The sequence below is a fragment of the Actinocorallia herbida genome, from assembly GCF_003751225.1.
Classification (GTDB): domain Bacteria; phylum Actinomycetota; class Actinomycetes; order Streptosporangiales; family Streptosporangiaceae; genus Actinocorallia; species Actinocorallia herbida.
In genome coordinates, this window is sequence record NZ_RJKE01000001.1 from 8,175,249 (window position 1) to 8,189,682 (window position 14,434).

At 69.3% G+C, this 14,434-nt stretch carries 19 protein-coding genes; 4 read left to right on the forward strand and 15 right to left on the reverse strand.

Features of this window, described 5'->3' with window-relative positions; all coding sequences use genetic code 11:
• The first annotated feature begins 57 nt into the window (after window positions 1-57).
• The gene (locus EDD29_RS37135) at window positions 58-1,083 is read left to right on the forward strand and encodes an LLM class flavin-dependent oxidoreductase (protein ID WP_123668874.1); all 1,026 of its coding nucleotides are present in this window, start codon (window positions 58-60) and stop codon (window positions 1,081-1,083) included.
• On the opposite strand, the gene EDD29_RS37140 is transcribed toward EDD29_RS37135, so the two are convergent.
• From EDD29_RS37140 to EDD29_RS37150, 3 genes are all read right to left on the reverse strand, one after another.
• Window positions 1,052-1,444 (reverse strand): SCO5389 family protein, encoded by a 393-nt coding sequence (locus tag EDD29_RS37140; protein WP_123668875.1) that lies wholly within the window; start codon window positions 1,442-1,444, stop codon window positions 1,052-1,054. The two genes, EDD29_RS37135 and EDD29_RS37140, sit on opposite strands and share 32 nt — an antisense overlap.
• A 183-nt stretch (window positions 1,445-1,627) precedes the next feature.
• Window positions 1,628-2,413: a site-2 protease family protein gene (locus EDD29_RS37145; protein ID WP_123668876.1), complete on the reverse strand. Its 786-nt coding sequence runs from the start codon at window positions 2,411-2,413 to the stop codon at window positions 1,628-1,630.
• A gap of 66 nt (window positions 2,414-2,479) precedes the next feature.
• Entirely contained in the window at window positions 2,480-3,112 is a 633-nt protein-coding gene (locus EDD29_RS37150; RefSeq protein ID WP_123670922.1) for a TetR/AcrR family transcriptional regulator, read from the reverse strand.
• 63 nt (window positions 3,113-3,175) lie between these two features.
• Between EDD29_RS37150 and EDD29_RS37155 the strand changes: the two genes are divergently transcribed.
• Entirely contained in the window at window positions 3,176-4,057 is an 882-nt protein-coding gene (locus tag EDD29_RS37155) for an oxygenase MpaB family protein (protein ID WP_123668877.1), read from the forward strand.
• Window positions 4,058-4,206: 149 nt separating this feature from the next.
• Window positions 4,207-4,698 carry a hypothetical protein gene (locus EDD29_RS37160; RefSeq protein WP_123668878.1) on the forward strand — a complete coding sequence of 164 codons (492 nt, stop codon included), beginning with the start codon at window positions 4,207-4,209 and terminating at the stop codon, window positions 4,696-4,698.
• Window positions 4,699-4,821: 123 nt separating this feature from the next.
• Here EDD29_RS37160 and nucS read toward each other — a convergent pair whose 3' ends face one another.
• The gene (nucS, locus tag EDD29_RS37165; protein ID WP_123668879.1) at window positions 4,822-5,502 is read right to left on the reverse strand and encodes an endonuclease NucS; all 681 of its coding nucleotides are present in this window, start codon (window positions 5,500-5,502) and stop codon (window positions 4,822-4,824) included.
• 57 nt (window positions 5,503-5,559) lie between these two features.
• On the opposite strand from nucS, the gene EDD29_RS37170 reads away from it, so the two are divergent.
• Entirely contained in the window at window positions 5,560-6,045 is a 486-nt protein-coding gene (locus tag EDD29_RS37170; RefSeq protein ID WP_246053198.1) for a GNAT family N-acetyltransferase, read from the forward strand.
• Window positions 6,046-6,058: 13 nt separating this feature from the next.
• Here the strand turns inward: EDD29_RS37170 and EDD29_RS37175 are convergent, their stop codons facing one another.
• The 11 genes from EDD29_RS37175 to EDD29_RS37225 all read right to left on the reverse strand — a co-directional run bounded on the left by EDD29_RS37175 (window position 6,059) and on the right by EDD29_RS37225 (window position 14,408).
• A complete protein-coding gene (locus EDD29_RS37175; RefSeq protein WP_123668881.1) occupies window positions 6,059-6,640 on the reverse strand; it encodes a cob(I)yrinic acid a,c-diamide adenosyltransferase in 582 nt (193 codons plus the stop codon).
• Between the two features lie 25 nt (window positions 6,641-6,665).
• Entirely contained in the window at window positions 6,666-7,118 is a 453-nt protein-coding gene (locus tag EDD29_RS37180; protein ID WP_246053199.1) for a DUF2550 domain-containing protein, read from the reverse strand.
• A 16-nt stretch (window positions 7,119-7,134) separates the two neighbouring features.
• Window positions 7,135-7,524 (reverse strand): F0F1 ATP synthase subunit epsilon, encoded by a 390-nt coding sequence (locus EDD29_RS37185; RefSeq protein WP_123668882.1) that lies wholly within the window; start codon window positions 7,522-7,524, stop codon window positions 7,135-7,137.
• A gap of 61 nt (window positions 7,525-7,585) precedes the next feature.
• A complete protein-coding gene (atpD, locus tag EDD29_RS37190; RefSeq protein ID WP_123668883.1) occupies window positions 7,586-9,013 on the reverse strand; it encodes a F0F1 ATP synthase subunit beta in 1,428 nt (475 codons plus the stop codon).
• 8 nt (window positions 9,014-9,021) lie between these two features.
• Window positions 9,022-9,927, reverse strand: coding sequence for a F0F1 ATP synthase subunit gamma (locus EDD29_RS37195; RefSeq protein ID WP_123668884.1), 906 nt, complete (start codon window positions 9,925-9,927; stop codon window positions 9,022-9,024).
• A gap of 3 nt (window positions 9,928-9,930) precedes the next feature.
• Complete coding sequence (gene atpA / locus EDD29_RS37200) at window positions 9,931-11,568, reverse strand: F0F1 ATP synthase subunit alpha (protein WP_123668885.1); 1,638 nt, start codon at window positions 11,566-11,568, stop codon at window positions 9,931-9,933.
• A gap of 17 nt (window positions 11,569-11,585) precedes the next feature.
• Window positions 11,586-12,395 (reverse strand): F0F1 ATP synthase subunit delta, encoded by an 810-nt coding sequence (locus EDD29_RS37205; protein WP_123670924.1) that lies wholly within the window; start codon window positions 12,393-12,395, stop codon window positions 11,586-11,588.
• The gene (locus EDD29_RS37210; RefSeq protein WP_123668886.1) at window positions 12,395-12,949 is read right to left on the reverse strand and encodes a F0F1 ATP synthase subunit B; all 555 of its coding nucleotides are present in this window, start codon (window positions 12,947-12,949) and stop codon (window positions 12,395-12,397) included. The genes EDD29_RS37205 and EDD29_RS37210 overlap by 1 nt, the downstream gene beginning before the upstream one ends.
• A gap of 32 nt (window positions 12,950-12,981) precedes the next feature.
• Window positions 12,982-13,206: an ATP synthase F0 subunit C gene (gene atpE / locus EDD29_RS37215; RefSeq protein WP_123668887.1), complete on the reverse strand. Its 225-nt coding sequence runs from the start codon at window positions 13,204-13,206 to the stop codon at window positions 12,982-12,984.
• Window positions 13,207-13,285: 79 nt separating this feature from the next.
• Window positions 13,286-14,080 (reverse strand): F0F1 ATP synthase subunit A, encoded by a 795-nt coding sequence (atpB, locus tag EDD29_RS37220; protein ID WP_123668888.1) that lies wholly within the window; start codon window positions 14,078-14,080, stop codon window positions 13,286-13,288.
• 112 nt (window positions 14,081-14,192) lie between these two features.
• Window positions 14,193-14,408, reverse strand: coding sequence for a hypothetical protein (locus tag EDD29_RS37225; RefSeq protein WP_123668889.1), 216 nt, complete (start codon window positions 14,406-14,408; stop codon window positions 14,193-14,195).
• Window positions 14,409-14,434: the final 26 nt, after the last annotated feature.

Sequence of the window (14,434 nt, forward strand, 5' to 3'; positions counted from 1 at the left end):
CAAGCCGTCCACTGGGAAGAAGTCTGGCAGACGCCTCCGCCGGGCAGGCAGACGACCATGCGCTTCGGACTCTTCCTCCCCGCCGGGCAGTGGCCCGGCCAGTCCCCCACCGACGCCCTTCGCCGCACGGTCGCGCTGGCCAGAGCGGCCGAGGACGCCGGATTCGACGAGGTGTGGCTCGCCGAGCACCACTTCATGACCTACGGGGTCTGCCCGTCGGCGACCGTGCTGGCCGGGCACCTGCTCGCCGCGACGTCCCGGATCGCGGTCGGCACCGCGGTCGCCGTCCTGTCGGCCCGGCATCCGGTCGCGCTGGCCGAGGAGGCCGCGCTGCTCGCCTCGCTGGCGCCCGGGCGGTTCCTGCTCGGGATCGGCAGGGGCGGCCCGTGGCGGGAGCTCGAGGTCCTGGGCACCGGGCTCGAACGGTACGAGGAGGGCTTCCCCGAGGCTCTCGACCTGCTCCGGGCCTGTCTGGACGGCCGGGACACGATCGCGGCCGACGGGCGGTTCTTCCGGTTCGGCGAGGTCCCGTTCGTCCCCCGGCCGGAGACTCCCCCGCCGGTCTTCCTCGCCGCCACGAGCCCGGCCTCGGAGGAACTCGCCGCGCGGCGCGGCCTGCCGATGCTGCTGGGGATGCACGTGGGCGACGCGGCGAAGGCCGAGGCCGTCGCCCGGTACCGCGCGTTGGGCGGCCCGGCCGGGGCGGGCCACGTGGCGACGGGCCTGGCCTGGGTGGGCCGGACCCGTGAGGAGGCCAGGGCGACGGTCCGGGAGGAGCTGCCGCGCTGGATGGGGCCGGGCCTGGCGGGCCATGTCGCCGTGGACGGGAGGCCGCGGGCCCAGCGCGACGCCGCCGAGTACGCGGCGGATCTCGCCGACCTGCACGCGGTCGGCACCGTGGAGGACTGCGCCGCGGCCCTGGAACGCACGTGTGCGGTCCCGGACGTCGCGAGGGTGGTCCTGCTTGCCGAATGCGCCGCGGACCCCTCAGCGGTCCTGCAATGCGTGCGGAGCCTCGGCAGGGACGTCCTGCCGAGGCTCCGGGTGCCCGTCAGCAGTCGCGCAGGTGCGGCTGCTGGTTGAGGATCTGCTCTCGCGCCGTCACGAACTTCCGGTAGGTGTCGGTGTCCCCGGCCTTGCCGGGGAAGACCGCCACCCGGTGGCAGTTCTGGAAGGCCAGCTTGACGCCGAAGTAGCGCTCGATGCTGCCGCGCATGGCGTCACTCGCCAGGACCCGCAGGAGCTGCCCACGCGCCTGCTCGTCCGGGGGAGGTGTCTGGTTGTCGGCGAAGTCGCCTCCGGCGACCTCGAGGTCGGCGACCAGACCGCTGATCAGATCCCAGGCGTACGGGAGCGAGGTCCGGATGCACTCGACGAACATCGCGTCGTCGATCTCACCTTGCTGTGCCCTTGCGAGCAGTTCGGGGGAGACATCAAGGGACATACGAGTGGCTTCCTTCCGCCGAAGTGTCCACTGGTGACGCTAATCACCTTTGCGTGAGACGTCCAGTGTGAACGGCGACGGATCGCGAGGTTTCCTTGACGATTTCGTGACACTTCCCTTACCGAAGGGTGTGGGTGCGCGGCCGGGCCACCCGCGGGGCCGGTGCGCCCCCTGGGACGCGGGTCACCAGAACATGAAGACCGAGTGCCCGACCTGCGCGAACTCCTCGGGAATGCCGAACCATCCGGTGATGCCGTAGACCACGGTGAAGAAGGCCCGGTTCAGCGGTGGTATCCACAGCAGCACCAGCAGGCCGATGAACACCCACATGCCGTAGCCGGCCACCTTCTGCACGAAGGCCCTGGGCAGGTACGGCTCCCAGATGCCGAAGCCGTCGAGCCCCGGGACGGGCAGCAGGTTCAGCACCGCGGCGGTGACCTGGAGGAAGCCCAGGTAGCCGATGGCGACCCAGAAGGTCGTGTGCTCGGACTCGAAGGCCCACTGCTGGATCGCGGCCCCGCACAGGATCGCGAACACGATGTTGGCCGCCGGACCGGCGAACGACACCATGCTGTGCCGCAGCCTGCCCTGGATCGCGCCGCGGTCGATCCAGACCGCCCCGCCCGGCAGGCCGATGCCGCCGAGCATCAGGAACAGCACCGGGAGCACGATGCTCAGGGTCATGTCGGTGTACTTGCGCGGGTCGAGCGTGAGATAGCCGCGCGCGGCCACCGAGTGGTCGCCGAAGCGGTGCGCGAGCGCCGCGTGCCCGAACTCGTGCAGGCACAGCGACACCACCCAGGCGCCCACCACGAAGGCGAACACCGCGAGGCCCGCCCGGCTCGATGGACCGGCGCCGGGCAGCCACTCGGCCCGCCACACCAGGTAGCCGAAGAATGCGGTGAAGGCCAGGATGCCGAGGAAGACCGGGCTGATCCCCCTGCCGGAACTGCGCTGCGTCTGTCTCACGAGCCGAACGCTACCTCCCCGGCCCCGCATCCGAATCCGAGCCTGTGGATAACTCTTCGGCCACGACTAGGGCAGCAGCGCGGGGACGACGTACGTGCGCAGGAACTTCGCGGTCTCGGCCTCCGGCCGCTCCAGCGGCGCGAGGCTGAGCGAGGAGATGATCCGGAACAGGAACTCGACGGTGCCGTTGACCTCGAGCTCCGCGCGCAGCAGGCCCGCGTCGCGGGCGGCGAGGAAGTACGGCTCGACCCGCTCGGCGCACAGGTCGACCGCCCGCTGGGACGAGTGCGCGACCGCCTTGTGGGTGTGCCCGACCGCTTCGGGCACGAACAGCGCGGCGAACTTGGGCTCGCCCTGCACGAACCGCACCGCGTCCAGCACCCCGGCCACCACGGACTCGGCGGGGTCGAACTCCTCGGGGACGTTCGCCACGAGTTCGTCGAGGAACCGCCCGATGTCGCGCAGGAAGACGGCGAGGATCAGCTCGTCCCGCCCGCCGGAGAAGTTCCGGTACAGGGTCGCCCGCGACATGCCCGCGGCGTTCGCGACGTCCTCGACCGTCGTCTTGGCGACGCCGAACCGCGCGAAGCACTCCTCGGCCGCGTCGACGATCCGCTCGGCGGAGGAGCGCGGGGCGGAGGACGGCGGGACGGCCGAGGGCGAAGACGGCACGGAGGGCGTGGCGGCACCTGAGGGCATGGTCACACCCTATCCGTGAGACAGCACTTGCAATTTGTCTCATGCGTCCATAAGTATGTGCTTATGAACCTCAGGAAGCAGATCGACGACTCCTACTGGGGCATGCTCGCCGCCGCCCACCTCCCCGGCGAGCAGTACACCGAGCCGGTCGGCGATCCCGGGCTCTTCGGCCCCGGCTCGGCCGTCTGGTACGTGCACGGCGACGTGTCCGGCGTCCTCGGAGGCGTCTCGGGACTCCTGCTCGGCACGCTCAACGAACCGGTCACCCACGGCACCAACCAGCACTCGAACTACCTCCAGGACCCGATCCGGCGCCTCGGGTTCACCAGCAGCTTCGTCAGCGGCATGTCCTACGCCGCGACGCCCGTCGCCGAGAAGCTCGCGGGCATCGTCCGGACGATGCACAAGCGGGTGCACGGCACGATGCCCGACGGCCGCCCCTATTCCGCGACGAGTTCCGCCGACATCATCTGGACCGGCATCACCCAGTCCGCCCAGGCCGCGAAAGCGCATCAGCGCTACCACCCGAAGCCTTTGGACGGAAAAGGCCTCGACGAGTACTTCGCCCAGTACGCCGTCGTCTCGGAGATGCTGGGCGCGACCGACGTGCCCAAGTCGCGCGCCGACGTCGCCGACTACTTCGCCATGATGCGGCCGCGCCTCACCGTCTCGGAGGAGACCCTGGAGGCGATCGGATTCCTGCGCGGGCCCGTCGGCGGGGACGCCACCACCCGCTACTCCACGCAGGTCATCAGCCGGGTCGCCACCGATCTGCTCCCGTCCTGGGCCAAGCGCCTGCTGGGCCTGTCGCCCCGCACCCCGGTCGGCCCGCTCGCCGCCCGCGCCGCCGGGTACGCCCTCACCCGGACGCTGCGGTTCGGCGTGCACCAGCGGATCGTGGAAGAGGCGCACGCCCGGGTCGGCGTCCCTTACACCAGGCCATGACGATCTGGACCTTTCTCCCGGAACACCGATTTCTATTTCCGACAAAGGACTCGTTTTTCCGATAATTGACCAAGCACAAGCGCCGCCTCAAGATTCACCACCGCCCTTCTCGGACAGGTCATCGGATAACGATCTCTCCGGGAGGATGCATGATCAAGCAGATGCTCTGTGCGGCGACAGCCGCGGCTGCGCTGGCCACGGCACCATCGGCCTTCGCCTCCGAGTCCACCATCCCCGCGGCGCCGCCGGCTCGGCCGGCCGCCCCGAGCACGGCCGTGGCCGCGGACTCCTCCGCCACGGCCGGCGGCCGGGTCGCCACCGCGGTCAAGGACGACTATCTGCGCCGCTACCGCGTCTCGGTGCGGCTCGACCTCCAGGACTACCGGCGCAACCGGTCGCTCCTGGAGATCCAGGTCACCCGGGCGGGCACCGACCGCGTGCTGCGGGACGCGCGGGCGTGCCTCCAGCGCAGGGAGGTCCGGGGCTACGACCGCCGCTTCGTGACGGTCTCGTGCCGCCGCACCGACCGGATCGGGCAGACCGGCTGGGTGCTGCGCAACAACCGCACGTACCGGGTCTTCGTGCCGAGCACGAACCACCACTACGCGAAGTACACCTACTCGTTCAGTCCGGACCTCTGACGCGGCCGGGCCGAAGATCATCGGGCACGGGCCGCCCTCGGCCGACCGCACCGGGCCGTCATCCCGGACCGGGCACCGGGGGCGGCTCTCGGCGTCCCAGGGCCCGTAACCCGGTGGAACGCCCTAGAAGAGCATTCCCTCCTTCTCGATGCCGCGCAGGGCGTCGTAGTCCAGCGTGACGGTGTCGATGCCGCGGTCGTGCGCGAGCACCTTCGCCTGGGGCTTGATCTCCTGCGCCGCGAAGACGCCCTTGACCGGCGCCAGCAGCGGGTCCCGGTTCAGCAGCTCCAGGTACCTGGTGAGCTGCTCGACGCCGTCGATCTCGCCGCGCCGTTTGATCTCCACCGCCACGGTGCCCCCGGACGCGTCGCGGCACAGGATGTCCACGGGCCCGATCGCGGTGGGGTACTCCCGCCGGACCAGCCGGTAGCCCTCCCCCAGGGTGGTGATGTGCTCGGCGAGCAGCTCTTGGAGGTGCGCCTCCACCCCGTCCTTCTGGAGGCCGGGGTCGACGCCGAGCTCGTGCCGATGGTCGTGCAGGACCTCGAAGACGGTGAGGATCAGCTGCTCACCGGACTTGCCGTGCGTGACCGTCCACTTCGCGATCGCGCCGTGCTCGGTGAAAGGCTCCTCCTTGACCGTGCAGGGCGGGTTCATCCAGTTCAGCGGCTTGAACGCGCGGTCGTCGGCGTGGATCGACACACTGCCGTCGGCCTTCATCAGGACGAGGCGGGTCGCGAGCGGCAGATGGGCGGTGAGCCGCCCGACGTAGTCCACGGAGCAGCGGGCGATGACGAGACGCATGCGCCAAGTCTCCCACCGCCCTCGCCCCGCATGGTCCGGGAACGGCAGACTGGGGGCGTGAACGACGTGGTCATCCGCAAGGCACGGCCGCAGGACGAGCGCGCGCTCGCCGACCTCGACCGGCGCACCTGGGCGCCGGACAACTCGGTGGTGCCCCGCCCGTCCGCCGGCCCGCACTTCTTCGACCGCTTCAACCTGCCCGACGACTTCCTCGTCGCCGAACGGGCCGGGAAGGTCGTGGGCTTCCTGCGGCTCGTCCAGCCGATCCGGCAGCCGACCGCCGCGCACGTCAGGCAGATCCAGGGCCTCGGCGTCGACCACTCCGTCCGCGGACTGGGGATCGGCCGCGCGCTGCTGGAGGCGGCCTGCGCCGAGGCCCGCCGTCAGGGCGCGCGCAGGCTGACCCTGCGGGTCCTGTCGGTCAACACCTCGGCGCGCCGCCTGTACGAGCGCACGGGCTTTCACATCGAGGGGATACTCCGCGAGGAGTTCCTCATCGAGGGCGCCTATGTCGACGACGTCCTCATGGCCCGCGTCCTGTGACGCCCCGGGACCCTCAGCCGCCCGGCCTCCACAGCACCTCGGCGCCCGCCGACGCGGTCCGGCACAGGATGAACAGCAGGTCCGAAAGCCGGTTGAGATAGCGCGCGGTGAGCGGGTTCACCTTGTCCCCGTGCGCCTCGATCGCCGCCCACACCATGCGCTCGGCCCTGCGCGAGACCGTCCGCGCGACGTGCAGGTGCGCCGTGGGCAGGTCGCCGCCCGGCAGGATGAAGCTCCGCAGCACCGGGAGGGGCGCGTTGAACTCGTCGCACCAGCCCTCGAGGCGCTCGACGTAGGCCGGGGTCACCCGCAGCGGCTCGTAGCCCAGATCCGGGACGACCGGGGCCGACAGGTCGGCGCCGAGATCGAAGAGGTCGTTCTGCACGCGCCGCAGGACCGCGGCGACGTCGTCGGCGAGGCCGCCGGTGGCCAGGGCGACGCCGATGAACGCGTTCGCCTCCTCCACGTCGGCGTACGCGGCGAGACGGGGGTCGGTCTTGCTGGTCCGGCTTCCGTCGCCGAGACCCGTGGTGCCGTCGTCCCCGGTCCGGGTGTAGATCTTGGACAGGACGACGGGTTCGTCTTCGCGGCTCATAGGGGCCAGCGTAGAGCGCGGTGCCTCAAGCCCCCGAAGGCAGGTCGACGGGCCAGCCCGGAGGCGAGGACTCAAGCCACGCCAGGAAGCCCGTGAGGGCGGCCAGGGACATCGCCAGCTCGACCTTGGAGTCCCCGCTGCGCACCTCGATGATCGCCGCGTCACCCGTCAGGGCCTCGGCCTCGCCGTCGGACGGGTCACGCCGCCCGAGCACCACGAGGCCGCGCCGCTGGATGACCATCCGCGGCCTGCGCCGGAACCCGAAGATCTGGTGCCACTGGAGCTCGTCGCCCTGGTACCTGCCGATCCCGAGGCGCCACACCCCGGTGCCGCCCAGATCGCGCAGGCTGCACTCGACGGTGCCGCCGCCCAGCTCGAGCAGCCAGCGGCGCAGGGTCATCGCGCCGAACAGCACGACGACGCACAGCACAACGGCGACGAGCACCCAGCCGGTGATCTCTGCCAGGTGCTCGCCCACGTGTTGCCGGTCTCTCTCAGACGTCCGCGCCGGCGGCACGGAGCCGGGCGCGCGCCCGGCGCTCGGCCACGGCCTGCGGGTTGTCCCCGTCGCCGCCGCCCTGCGCCTCGGCGAGTGCCTGCCGGGCCTCCGCGAGGTCGATCTCGGCGCCCAGCTCGGCCTGCTCGGCCAGCACGGACACCTCGTTGTCGGCCACCGAGAAGAACCCGCTGCCGACCGCCGCGATGACGGGGTCGCCACCGGTCGGGAAGATCTTCACGACGCTGCCGTCGACGAGGACGCCCAGCACCGGGGAGTGACCGGTACGGATACCGATCTCACCCTCGATGGTCTGCGCGACCACCATCTCGGCCTCGCCCGCCCATACCTCGCGCTCGGGCGAGACGAGGGCGACTCTGATCGCCATAGTGTCTCCTCTTCCAGGAAGGGCGGCCGGGGCTTCTCAGCCCCGGCCACGGGAGTCCGCCTTACTTGGCGAGCTCCTTCGCCTTCTTCTCGACGTCGTCGACCCCACCGCACATGAAGAACGCCTGCTCGGGGATGTGGTCGTACTTGCCCTCGGTGAGGGCCTTGAACGAGGCCACGGTCTCGTCGAGCGGAACGGTCACACCGGGCTGGCCGGTGAACTGCTCGGCGACGTACATCGGGTGCGACAGGAACCGCTCGATGCGACGCGCGCGCTGGACGGTGACCTTGTCGTCCTCGGACAGCTCGTCGATACCGAGGATCGCGATGATGTCCTGGAGCTCCTTGTACTTCTGGAGGATCCCGATGACATGCTGCGCCACGTCGTAGTGCTCACGGCCGATGATCGCCGGGTCCATGATCCGGGAAGAGCTGTCCAGCGGGTCGACCGCCGGGTAGATGCCCTTCTCGGTGATGGCCCGGGACAGCACGGTCCGGGAGTCGAGGTGCGCGAACGTGGTGTGCGGCGCCGGGTCGGTGATGTCGTCCGCGGGAACGTAGATCGCCTGCATCGAGGTGATCGAGTGACCGCGGGTCGAGGTGATCCGCTCCTGGAGCTGGCCCATCTCGTCGGCCAGGGTGGGCTGGTAGCCCACCGCGGACGGCATGCGGCCCAGCAGCGTGGAGACCTCGGAGCCGGCCTGGGTGAAACGGAAGATGTTGTCGATGAAGAGCAGCACGTCCTGCTTCTGCACGTCGCGGAAGTACTCCGCCATCGTCAGGGCGGACAGGGCGACCCGCAGACGGGTGCCCGGCGGCTCGTCCATCTGGCCGAACACCAGGGCGGTGTCCTTCAGGACGTTGGCCTCGGCCATCTCGACCCAGAGGTCGTTGCCCTCACGGGTGCGCTCGCCGACGCCGGCGAACACCGAGGTGCCACCGAAGTTCCGCGCGACACGGGTGATCATCTCCTGGATCAGCACGGTCTTGCCGACACCGGCGCCACCGAACAGACCGATCTTGCCACCCTTGACGTACGGGGTGAGAAGGTCGATGACCTTGATGCCCGTCTCCAGGATCTCGGTCTTCGACTCGAGCTGGTCGAACGGCGGAGCGCTGCGGTGGATGCCCCAGCGCTCGGTGACCCCGAGCGAGGCCACCGGAGCGTCGAGGCACTCGCCGAGGGCGTTCCACACGTGGCCCTTGGTCACGTCGCCGACCGGAACCTGGATCGGGGTGCCGGAGTCGGAGACCGAGGCACCGCGAACGAGGCCGTCCGTCGGCTGCATGGAGATGGTCTTGACCACGTTGTCACCCAGGTGCTGGGCGACCTCGAGGGTCAGGGTCTTGGTCTCGGCACCGAGGGTGACGTCGACCTTGAGGGCGTTGTTGATCGGAGGCATCGCGTCGGCGGGGAACTCCACGTCGACGACCGGGCCGATGACCCGGGTGACGCGGCCGGTGCCGATCGCTACCGCAGTTGAAGACATGTTCCTTTTCACTCCCCGCGACCGGCGTCGGCGAGCGCGTCCGCGCCACCGACGATCTCGCTGATTTCCTGGGTGATCTCGGCCTGCCGCGCCTGGTTGGCCTGGCGCGAGTAGAGGTTGATCAGATCGTTGGCGTTGTCCGTCGCCGACTTCATGGCCCGGCGCCGCGCCGCGTGCTCGGAGGCCGCGCCCTGGAGCAGCATGTGGAAGATGCGGCTCTCGATGTAGTTGGGCAGCAGCAGGTCGAGCGCGGTGTCCGCCGACGGCTCGAAGTCGTAGGACGGGAGCGGACCATTGGCGTCGCGCTCCACCTCCTCGACCTGGAGCGGCAGCAGGCGCTTGACCTGGGCCTCCTGGGTGAGCATCGAGACGAACTCGGTGTAGACCACGTGGATCTCACCGACCCCGCCCTCGGCGTCCGTCTTGAGGAAGTCCTCGACGAGCCGTCGCCCGACCCGCTCGGCGCTGGCGAAGTCCGGCTGTCCGGAGAAGCCGGACCAGAACCCGCCGAGTTCACGGTCACGGAACTGGTACCAGGTGACGCCCTTGGTGCCGATCACGTACGGGACCGGCTCGCGGCCCTGTTCGCGCAGCATGGCCATGAGCGCCTCGGCCTCACGGATCACATTGGAGTTGTAGCCGCCGCAGAAGCCGCGGTCCGACGTGATGATCAGTACCGCCGAGCGCTTGTCCTCCGGCTGCTCGCTGAGCAGCGGATGCTTCACGCCCGACCGATGGCTGACCAGCGCGGACAGCGCCGCGGTGATCTTGTCGGCGTACGGCTTGGAGGCGGCCACGCGCTCCTGGGCCTTGGTGATCCGGGAGGTGGCGATCAGCTCCTGCGCGCGCGTGATCTTCGCGGTCGAGGAGACCGACTTGATCTTGCCGCGCAGGACTCGAAGCTGAGCTCCCATGGATCAGGCCTTCTTGACGCGCTTGATGGTCTCCTGCTCGACGTCCTCGGCGCCCAGGGCCTCAACCGGCTCGTCGGCGCCCAGGAGGGTGCCGGCGCTGGTGGTGAAGCCCTTCTTGAACTCGGTGATCGAGTCCTTCAGGACGGTCAGCGCGTCGTCGGAGAGCTTCAGGGTCTCGCGGATGCCGGGCAGGACGCTCTTGGCGTTGTGCTCGACGTAGTCGAGGAACTCGGCCTCGAAGCGGCGGATGTCCTCGATCGGGACCTCGTCCAGCTCACCGGAGGTGCCGGCCCAGACCGAGACGACCTGCTTCTCGACCGGGAACGGGCTGTACTGCGGCTGCTTGAGCAGTTCGACCAGGCGGGAACCGCGGTCGAGCTGGGCCTTGGAGGCCGCGTCGAGGTCGGACGCGAAGGCGGCGAACGCCTCCAGGTCACGGAACTGCGACAGCGACAGGCGCAGCGTGCCGGCGACCTGCTTCATCGCCTTGATCTGCGCGGAACCGCCGACGCGGGAGACCGAGATACCGACGTTGATGGCCGGACGGACACCCTGGTTGAACAGGTCCGTCTCGAGGAAGCACTGGCCGTCGGTGATCGAGATGACGTTGGTCGGGATGAACGCCGAGACGTCGTTGCCCTTGGTCTCGATGATCGGCAGACCCGTCATCGAACCGGCGCCCAGGTCGTCCGACAGCTTCGCGCAGCGCTCCAGCAGACGGGAGTGCAGGTAGAAGACGTCGCCCGGGTAGGCCTCACGGCCCGGCGGACGGCGCAGCAGCAGCGACACGGCGCGGTAGGCCTCGGCCTGCTTCGACAGGTCGTCGAAAACGATCAGGACGTGCTTGCCCTGGTACATCCAGTGCTGGCCGATCGCGGAACCGGTGTACGGCGCGATGTACTTGTAGCCGGCCGGGTCGGACGCGGGAGCCGCCACGATCGTCGTGTACTCGAGCGCGCCGGCCTCTTCCAGCGTGGCGCGCACGGACGCGATGGTGGAGCCCTTCTGGCCGACCGCGACGTAGATGCACCGGACCTGCTTGTCCGGGTCGCCGGAGAGCCAGTTCTCCTTCTGGTTGATGATCGTGTCGACCGCGACCGTGGTCTTACCGGTCTGCCGGTCGCCGATGATCAGCTGGCGCTGGCCGCGGCCGATCGGCGTCATGGCGTCGATCGCCTTGATGCCGGTCTGCAGCGGCTCGCCGACCGACTGGCGCTGCACGACGGTGGGAGCCTGCAGCTCCAGCGCGCGGCGCTCGGTCGAGTCGACCGGGCCCTTGCCGTCGATCGGGTTGCCCAGGGCGTCAACGACGCGGCCCAGGAACTCGTCGCCGACCGGGGTGGAAAGGACCTCGCCCGTGCCGCGCACGGACTGGCCCTCTTCGATCTTTGTGAAGTCGCCCAGTACGACCGCGCCGATTTCGCGCGTGTCGAGGTTCAGCGCCAGACCACGAATGCCACCCTCGAACTCGAGGATCTCGTTGGCCATCGCCGAGGGGAGGCCCGAGACGCGAGCGATACCGTCGCCGGACTCGGTGACAGTGCCGACCTCCTCGCGCGCGGCCGCGTCGGGCTCGTACGACTGGACGAAACGCTCCAGCGCGTTCCGGATCTCATCCGGACGGATCGTCAGCTCCGCCATGATTCCTCTCTTGCCCTTCAGGCGATCCGCCGGCGCACGCCGTCAAGGCGTCCGGCGATCGTGCCGTCGATTGCCTCGTCCCCGAGCTGCACGGCGATGCCGCCGAGCACGGTGGGGTCGAGTTCGATGTTCAGGTGTACCTCGCGGCCGTAGGACGCGCCGAGCGCGGCCGCCAGCCGGGTCTGCTGGTCGCCGGTGAGGGCTACAGCGGTGCGCACGAGCGCGACGAGCCGGTTGCGCCGAGTGGCGACGAGCTTGCCGTAGGCGTCGAGCCCACGTTCCAGGCTACGTCCCCGCGGGTGGGTCGCGGCCTCGAGCGCGAGGGCCAGAGTCGGTCCGCCGACCTTGCCTTCCAGCAAGGAGGTGACCAGCTCGGCCTTGCGCTCCAGGGGCACCAGGTCCCCGGCCAGCGCGTTGCGCAGCTCGGTGTCGCCCGCGATGATCCGGCCGAAGCGGAACAGGTCCTCTTCCAGCTGGTCGAGCTGACCGGCCCGCTCCGCGGCGTCGGCCAGGGCCGCCACCGCGAACTGCTCGAACGCGTCGGTCAGCTCGGCGGACGAGCTCCAGCGGCGCTGGACGATCTCGCCGGCCAGCGTCGCCGCGGCGGTGCTGACCTTGCCCTCGAGCAGCGAGCCCAGCAGGGCCGCCTTCGCCTTGGCCGAAGCCGAGGGGTCGGACAGCGTGCGCCGCAGGCCGTGCTCGCGGTCCAGCAGGTGCAGGATCTCGAACAGTTCGGCGCCCAGCACACCGGCGTCCGTGGACGCCAGGATCTCCGGGAACCGCTCGTCGACCTCCGCCAGCGCGGCCCTGGTGACAGCTCCCGCCATCACAGGGCCTTACCGGCGGCGTTGGACGTCTCGAGCTCCTCCAGGAAGCGGTCGACGATGCGACGCTGGCGCGCCTCGTCCTCAAGGGACTCGCCGACGACACGACCGGCCAGGTCGACGGACAGCGCGCCGACCTCGGCACGCAGGGAGGCCAGGGCCTGAGCCCGCTCGGCCTCGATCTGCGCCTGGGCGTTCTCGACGATCCGCCGAGCCTCGACCTGGGCCTGCTCCTTCATCTCAGCGATGATCTGAGCGCCCTGCTCACGAGCCTCCTCGCGCAGGCGCGCCGCTTCCTGGCGGGCCTCCGAGAGCTGGTTCTTGTAAGCGTCGAGTGTCTGCTTGGCCTCGGCCTGGGCGTCCTCTGCCTTCTTGAGCCCGCCCTCGATGAGTTCGGTGCGCTCGGCGAGGGTCTTCTGAATCCGGGGAGTCAGGATCTTGCCGACGACCAGGACGACGACGAGGAAGGCGAAGATTCCGACGACCAGCTCGTAGGTGTGCGGAATGAGGGGGTTGTTCCCCTCCTCCGCAGCGAGCAGTGAAGCTGCTGTGATCATGGTGTTCGCAGCCTTTCGTCAGTTGAAGCTGATCAGCCGTAGATGAACGGCGCGACCAGGCCGATGAGGGCCAGCGCCTCGGTAAGAACGAAGCCCAGCATCATGTTCTGGCGGATGACGCCGACCATCTCGGGCTGGCGGGCCATAGCCTGCACACCCTGACCGAAGATGATGCCCACGCCCACACCCGGGCCGATCGCGGCGAGGCCGTAACCGATCGCACCGACGTTGCCTTCGACGGCGGCGAGAACGCTCATTTTCACTTACTCCTTCAGTTGGCCGGTGGAGGTTCCACCGGTCTGGTCCATGGGGATAGAGGCCTTGTGACTTGTCGACTCAGTGGTCGGCGTGCAGACCGCTGCCGATGTACATCGCGGCCAGCATGGTGAAGAGGAAGGCCTGCAGGAACTGGATGAACATCTCGAAGGCGGTCATGAGGATGGTCATGACGACGCCGAGCACACCGACGGGGGCGCCGAGGAGGGTCGGGTTCTCGATGAGGAACCAGTAGCCCACGAGGCTGAAGAAGGCCAGGATGATGTGGCCGGCGAACATGTTCGCGAAGAGTCGGACCGCGTGCGTGAACGGCGCGAGCACGAACGTGGAGAGGTACTCGATCGGTACGAGCAGCACGTAGATCGGCTTGGGCAGGCCCGGGGGGATGAGGTTGGTGAAGTACTTCACCGGCCCCTGGTGCTTCATGCCCAGGTAGATCTTGAGGAAGTACACGCTCAGCGCGAGAACCGCGGGGAACGCGATGTGCGACGCGACCGGGAACTGGATGATCGGGACGACCGCGAAGATGTTCCACACCCAGATCAGGAGGAACATCGACAGCAGGAGCGGCATCCAACGCTCGGCGTCCTTGCCCAGGAACGGGCGGGCGACCTGGTCGCGGACGAAGATGTAGCCCATCTCGCCGACGTTCTGCATGCCGCGCGGCACCAGCTTCGGCTTGGCGAACGCGCTCCACGCCAGGGCGCAGGTGACGACGACGCCCAGAAGGGCCATGAGGACCGGCTTGGTCAGCCATTCGGGTCCGCCGGCGAACAGCGGCGGGAAGTCGAACAGTTCAGCGCCCGGCGGCGTGAACTCGCCACCGGATGAGGCGAGCACGACTGCAGTACTCACTTGTTCACCTCGGTGGGCACGGTGGTCCGCTCGCTGCACTCGCGCACTGTGGCGTTCCCTTCAAGCTGAGATCGGATCAAAAACCGGCTGACCGGATGCGTGGCACCGGCGGTCAGCGACCGTATTTCACGTAGACCAGGTAGACGGCGAGCACCACACCGATCACCAACCCGACCGGCTTGAACAGCACCCACCCGGTCAGATAGGTGGCAAACCAACCCGCGCCGCCCCAGATGGCCATTCCCGAGAGGATGTAGCTCGGTACCGACCACATGGCGTCTGCGAAGCTGGGGCCCGCCTCTCTGGATGGTGCCTCGTGCTCGCTCATCGCGTTCCGGACAATAGCAGGCTAGG

Excerpts from the sequence above, each read along its gene's own strand:
- EDD29_RS37150 (WP_123670922.1), bottom strand. The coding sequence starts at position 3,112 with ATGCCCTCAGGTGCCGCCACGCCCTCCGTGCCGTCTTCGCCCTCGGCC.
- EDD29_RS37195 (WP_123668884.1), bottom strand. The coding sequence starts at position 9,927 with ATGGGAGCTCAGCTTCGAGTCCTGCGCGGCAAGATCAAGTCGGTCTCC.
- EDD29_RS37135 (WP_123668874.1), top strand. The coding sequence starts at position 58 with ATGCGCTTCGGACTCTTCCTCCCCGCCGGGCAGTGGCCCGGCCAGTCC.
- EDD29_RS37185 (WP_123668882.1), bottom strand. The coding sequence starts at position 7,524 with ATGGCGATCAGAGTCGCCCTCGTCTCGCCCGAGCGCGAGGTATGGGCG.
- EDD29_RS37225 (WP_123668889.1), bottom strand. The coding sequence starts at position 14,408 with ATGAGCGAGCACGAGGCACCATCCAGAGAGGCGGGCCCCAGCTTCGCA.
- nucS (WP_123668879.1), bottom strand. The coding sequence starts at position 5,502 with ATGCGTCTCGTCATCGCCCGCTGCTCCGTGGACTACGTCGGGCGGCTC.
- EDD29_RS37140 (WP_123668875.1), bottom strand. The coding sequence starts at position 1,444 with ATGTCCCTTGATGTCTCCCCCGAACTGCTCGCAAGGGCACAGCAAGGT.
- atpE (WP_123668887.1), bottom strand. The coding sequence starts at position 13,206 with ATGAGCGTTCTCGCCGCCGTCGAAGGCAACGTCGGTGCGATCGGTTAC.
- EDD29_RS37210 (WP_123668886.1), bottom strand. The coding sequence starts at position 12,949 with ATGATCACAGCAGCTTCACTGCTCGCTGCGGAGGAGGGGAACAACCCC.
- EDD29_RS37160 (WP_123668878.1), top strand. The coding sequence starts at position 4,207 with ATGATCAAGCAGATGCTCTGTGCGGCGACAGCCGCGGCTGCGCTGGCC.
- EDD29_RS37155 (WP_123668877.1), top strand. The coding sequence starts at position 3,176 with ATGAACCTCAGGAAGCAGATCGACGACTCCTACTGGGGCATGCTCGCC.
- EDD29_RS37205 (WP_123670924.1), bottom strand. The coding sequence starts at position 12,395 with ATGGCGGGAGCTGTCACCAGGGCCGCGCTGGCGGAGGTCGACGAGCGG.
- atpA (WP_123668885.1), bottom strand. The coding sequence starts at position 11,568 with ATGGCGGAGCTGACGATCCGTCCGGATGAGATCCGGAACGCGCTGGAG.
- atpD (WP_123668883.1), bottom strand. The coding sequence starts at position 9,013 with ATGTCTTCAACTGCGGTAGCGATCGGCACCGGCCGCGTCACCCGGGTC.
- EDD29_RS37175 (WP_123668881.1), bottom strand. The coding sequence starts at position 6,640 with ATGAGCCGCGAAGACGAACCCGTCGTCCTGTCCAAGATCTACACCCGG.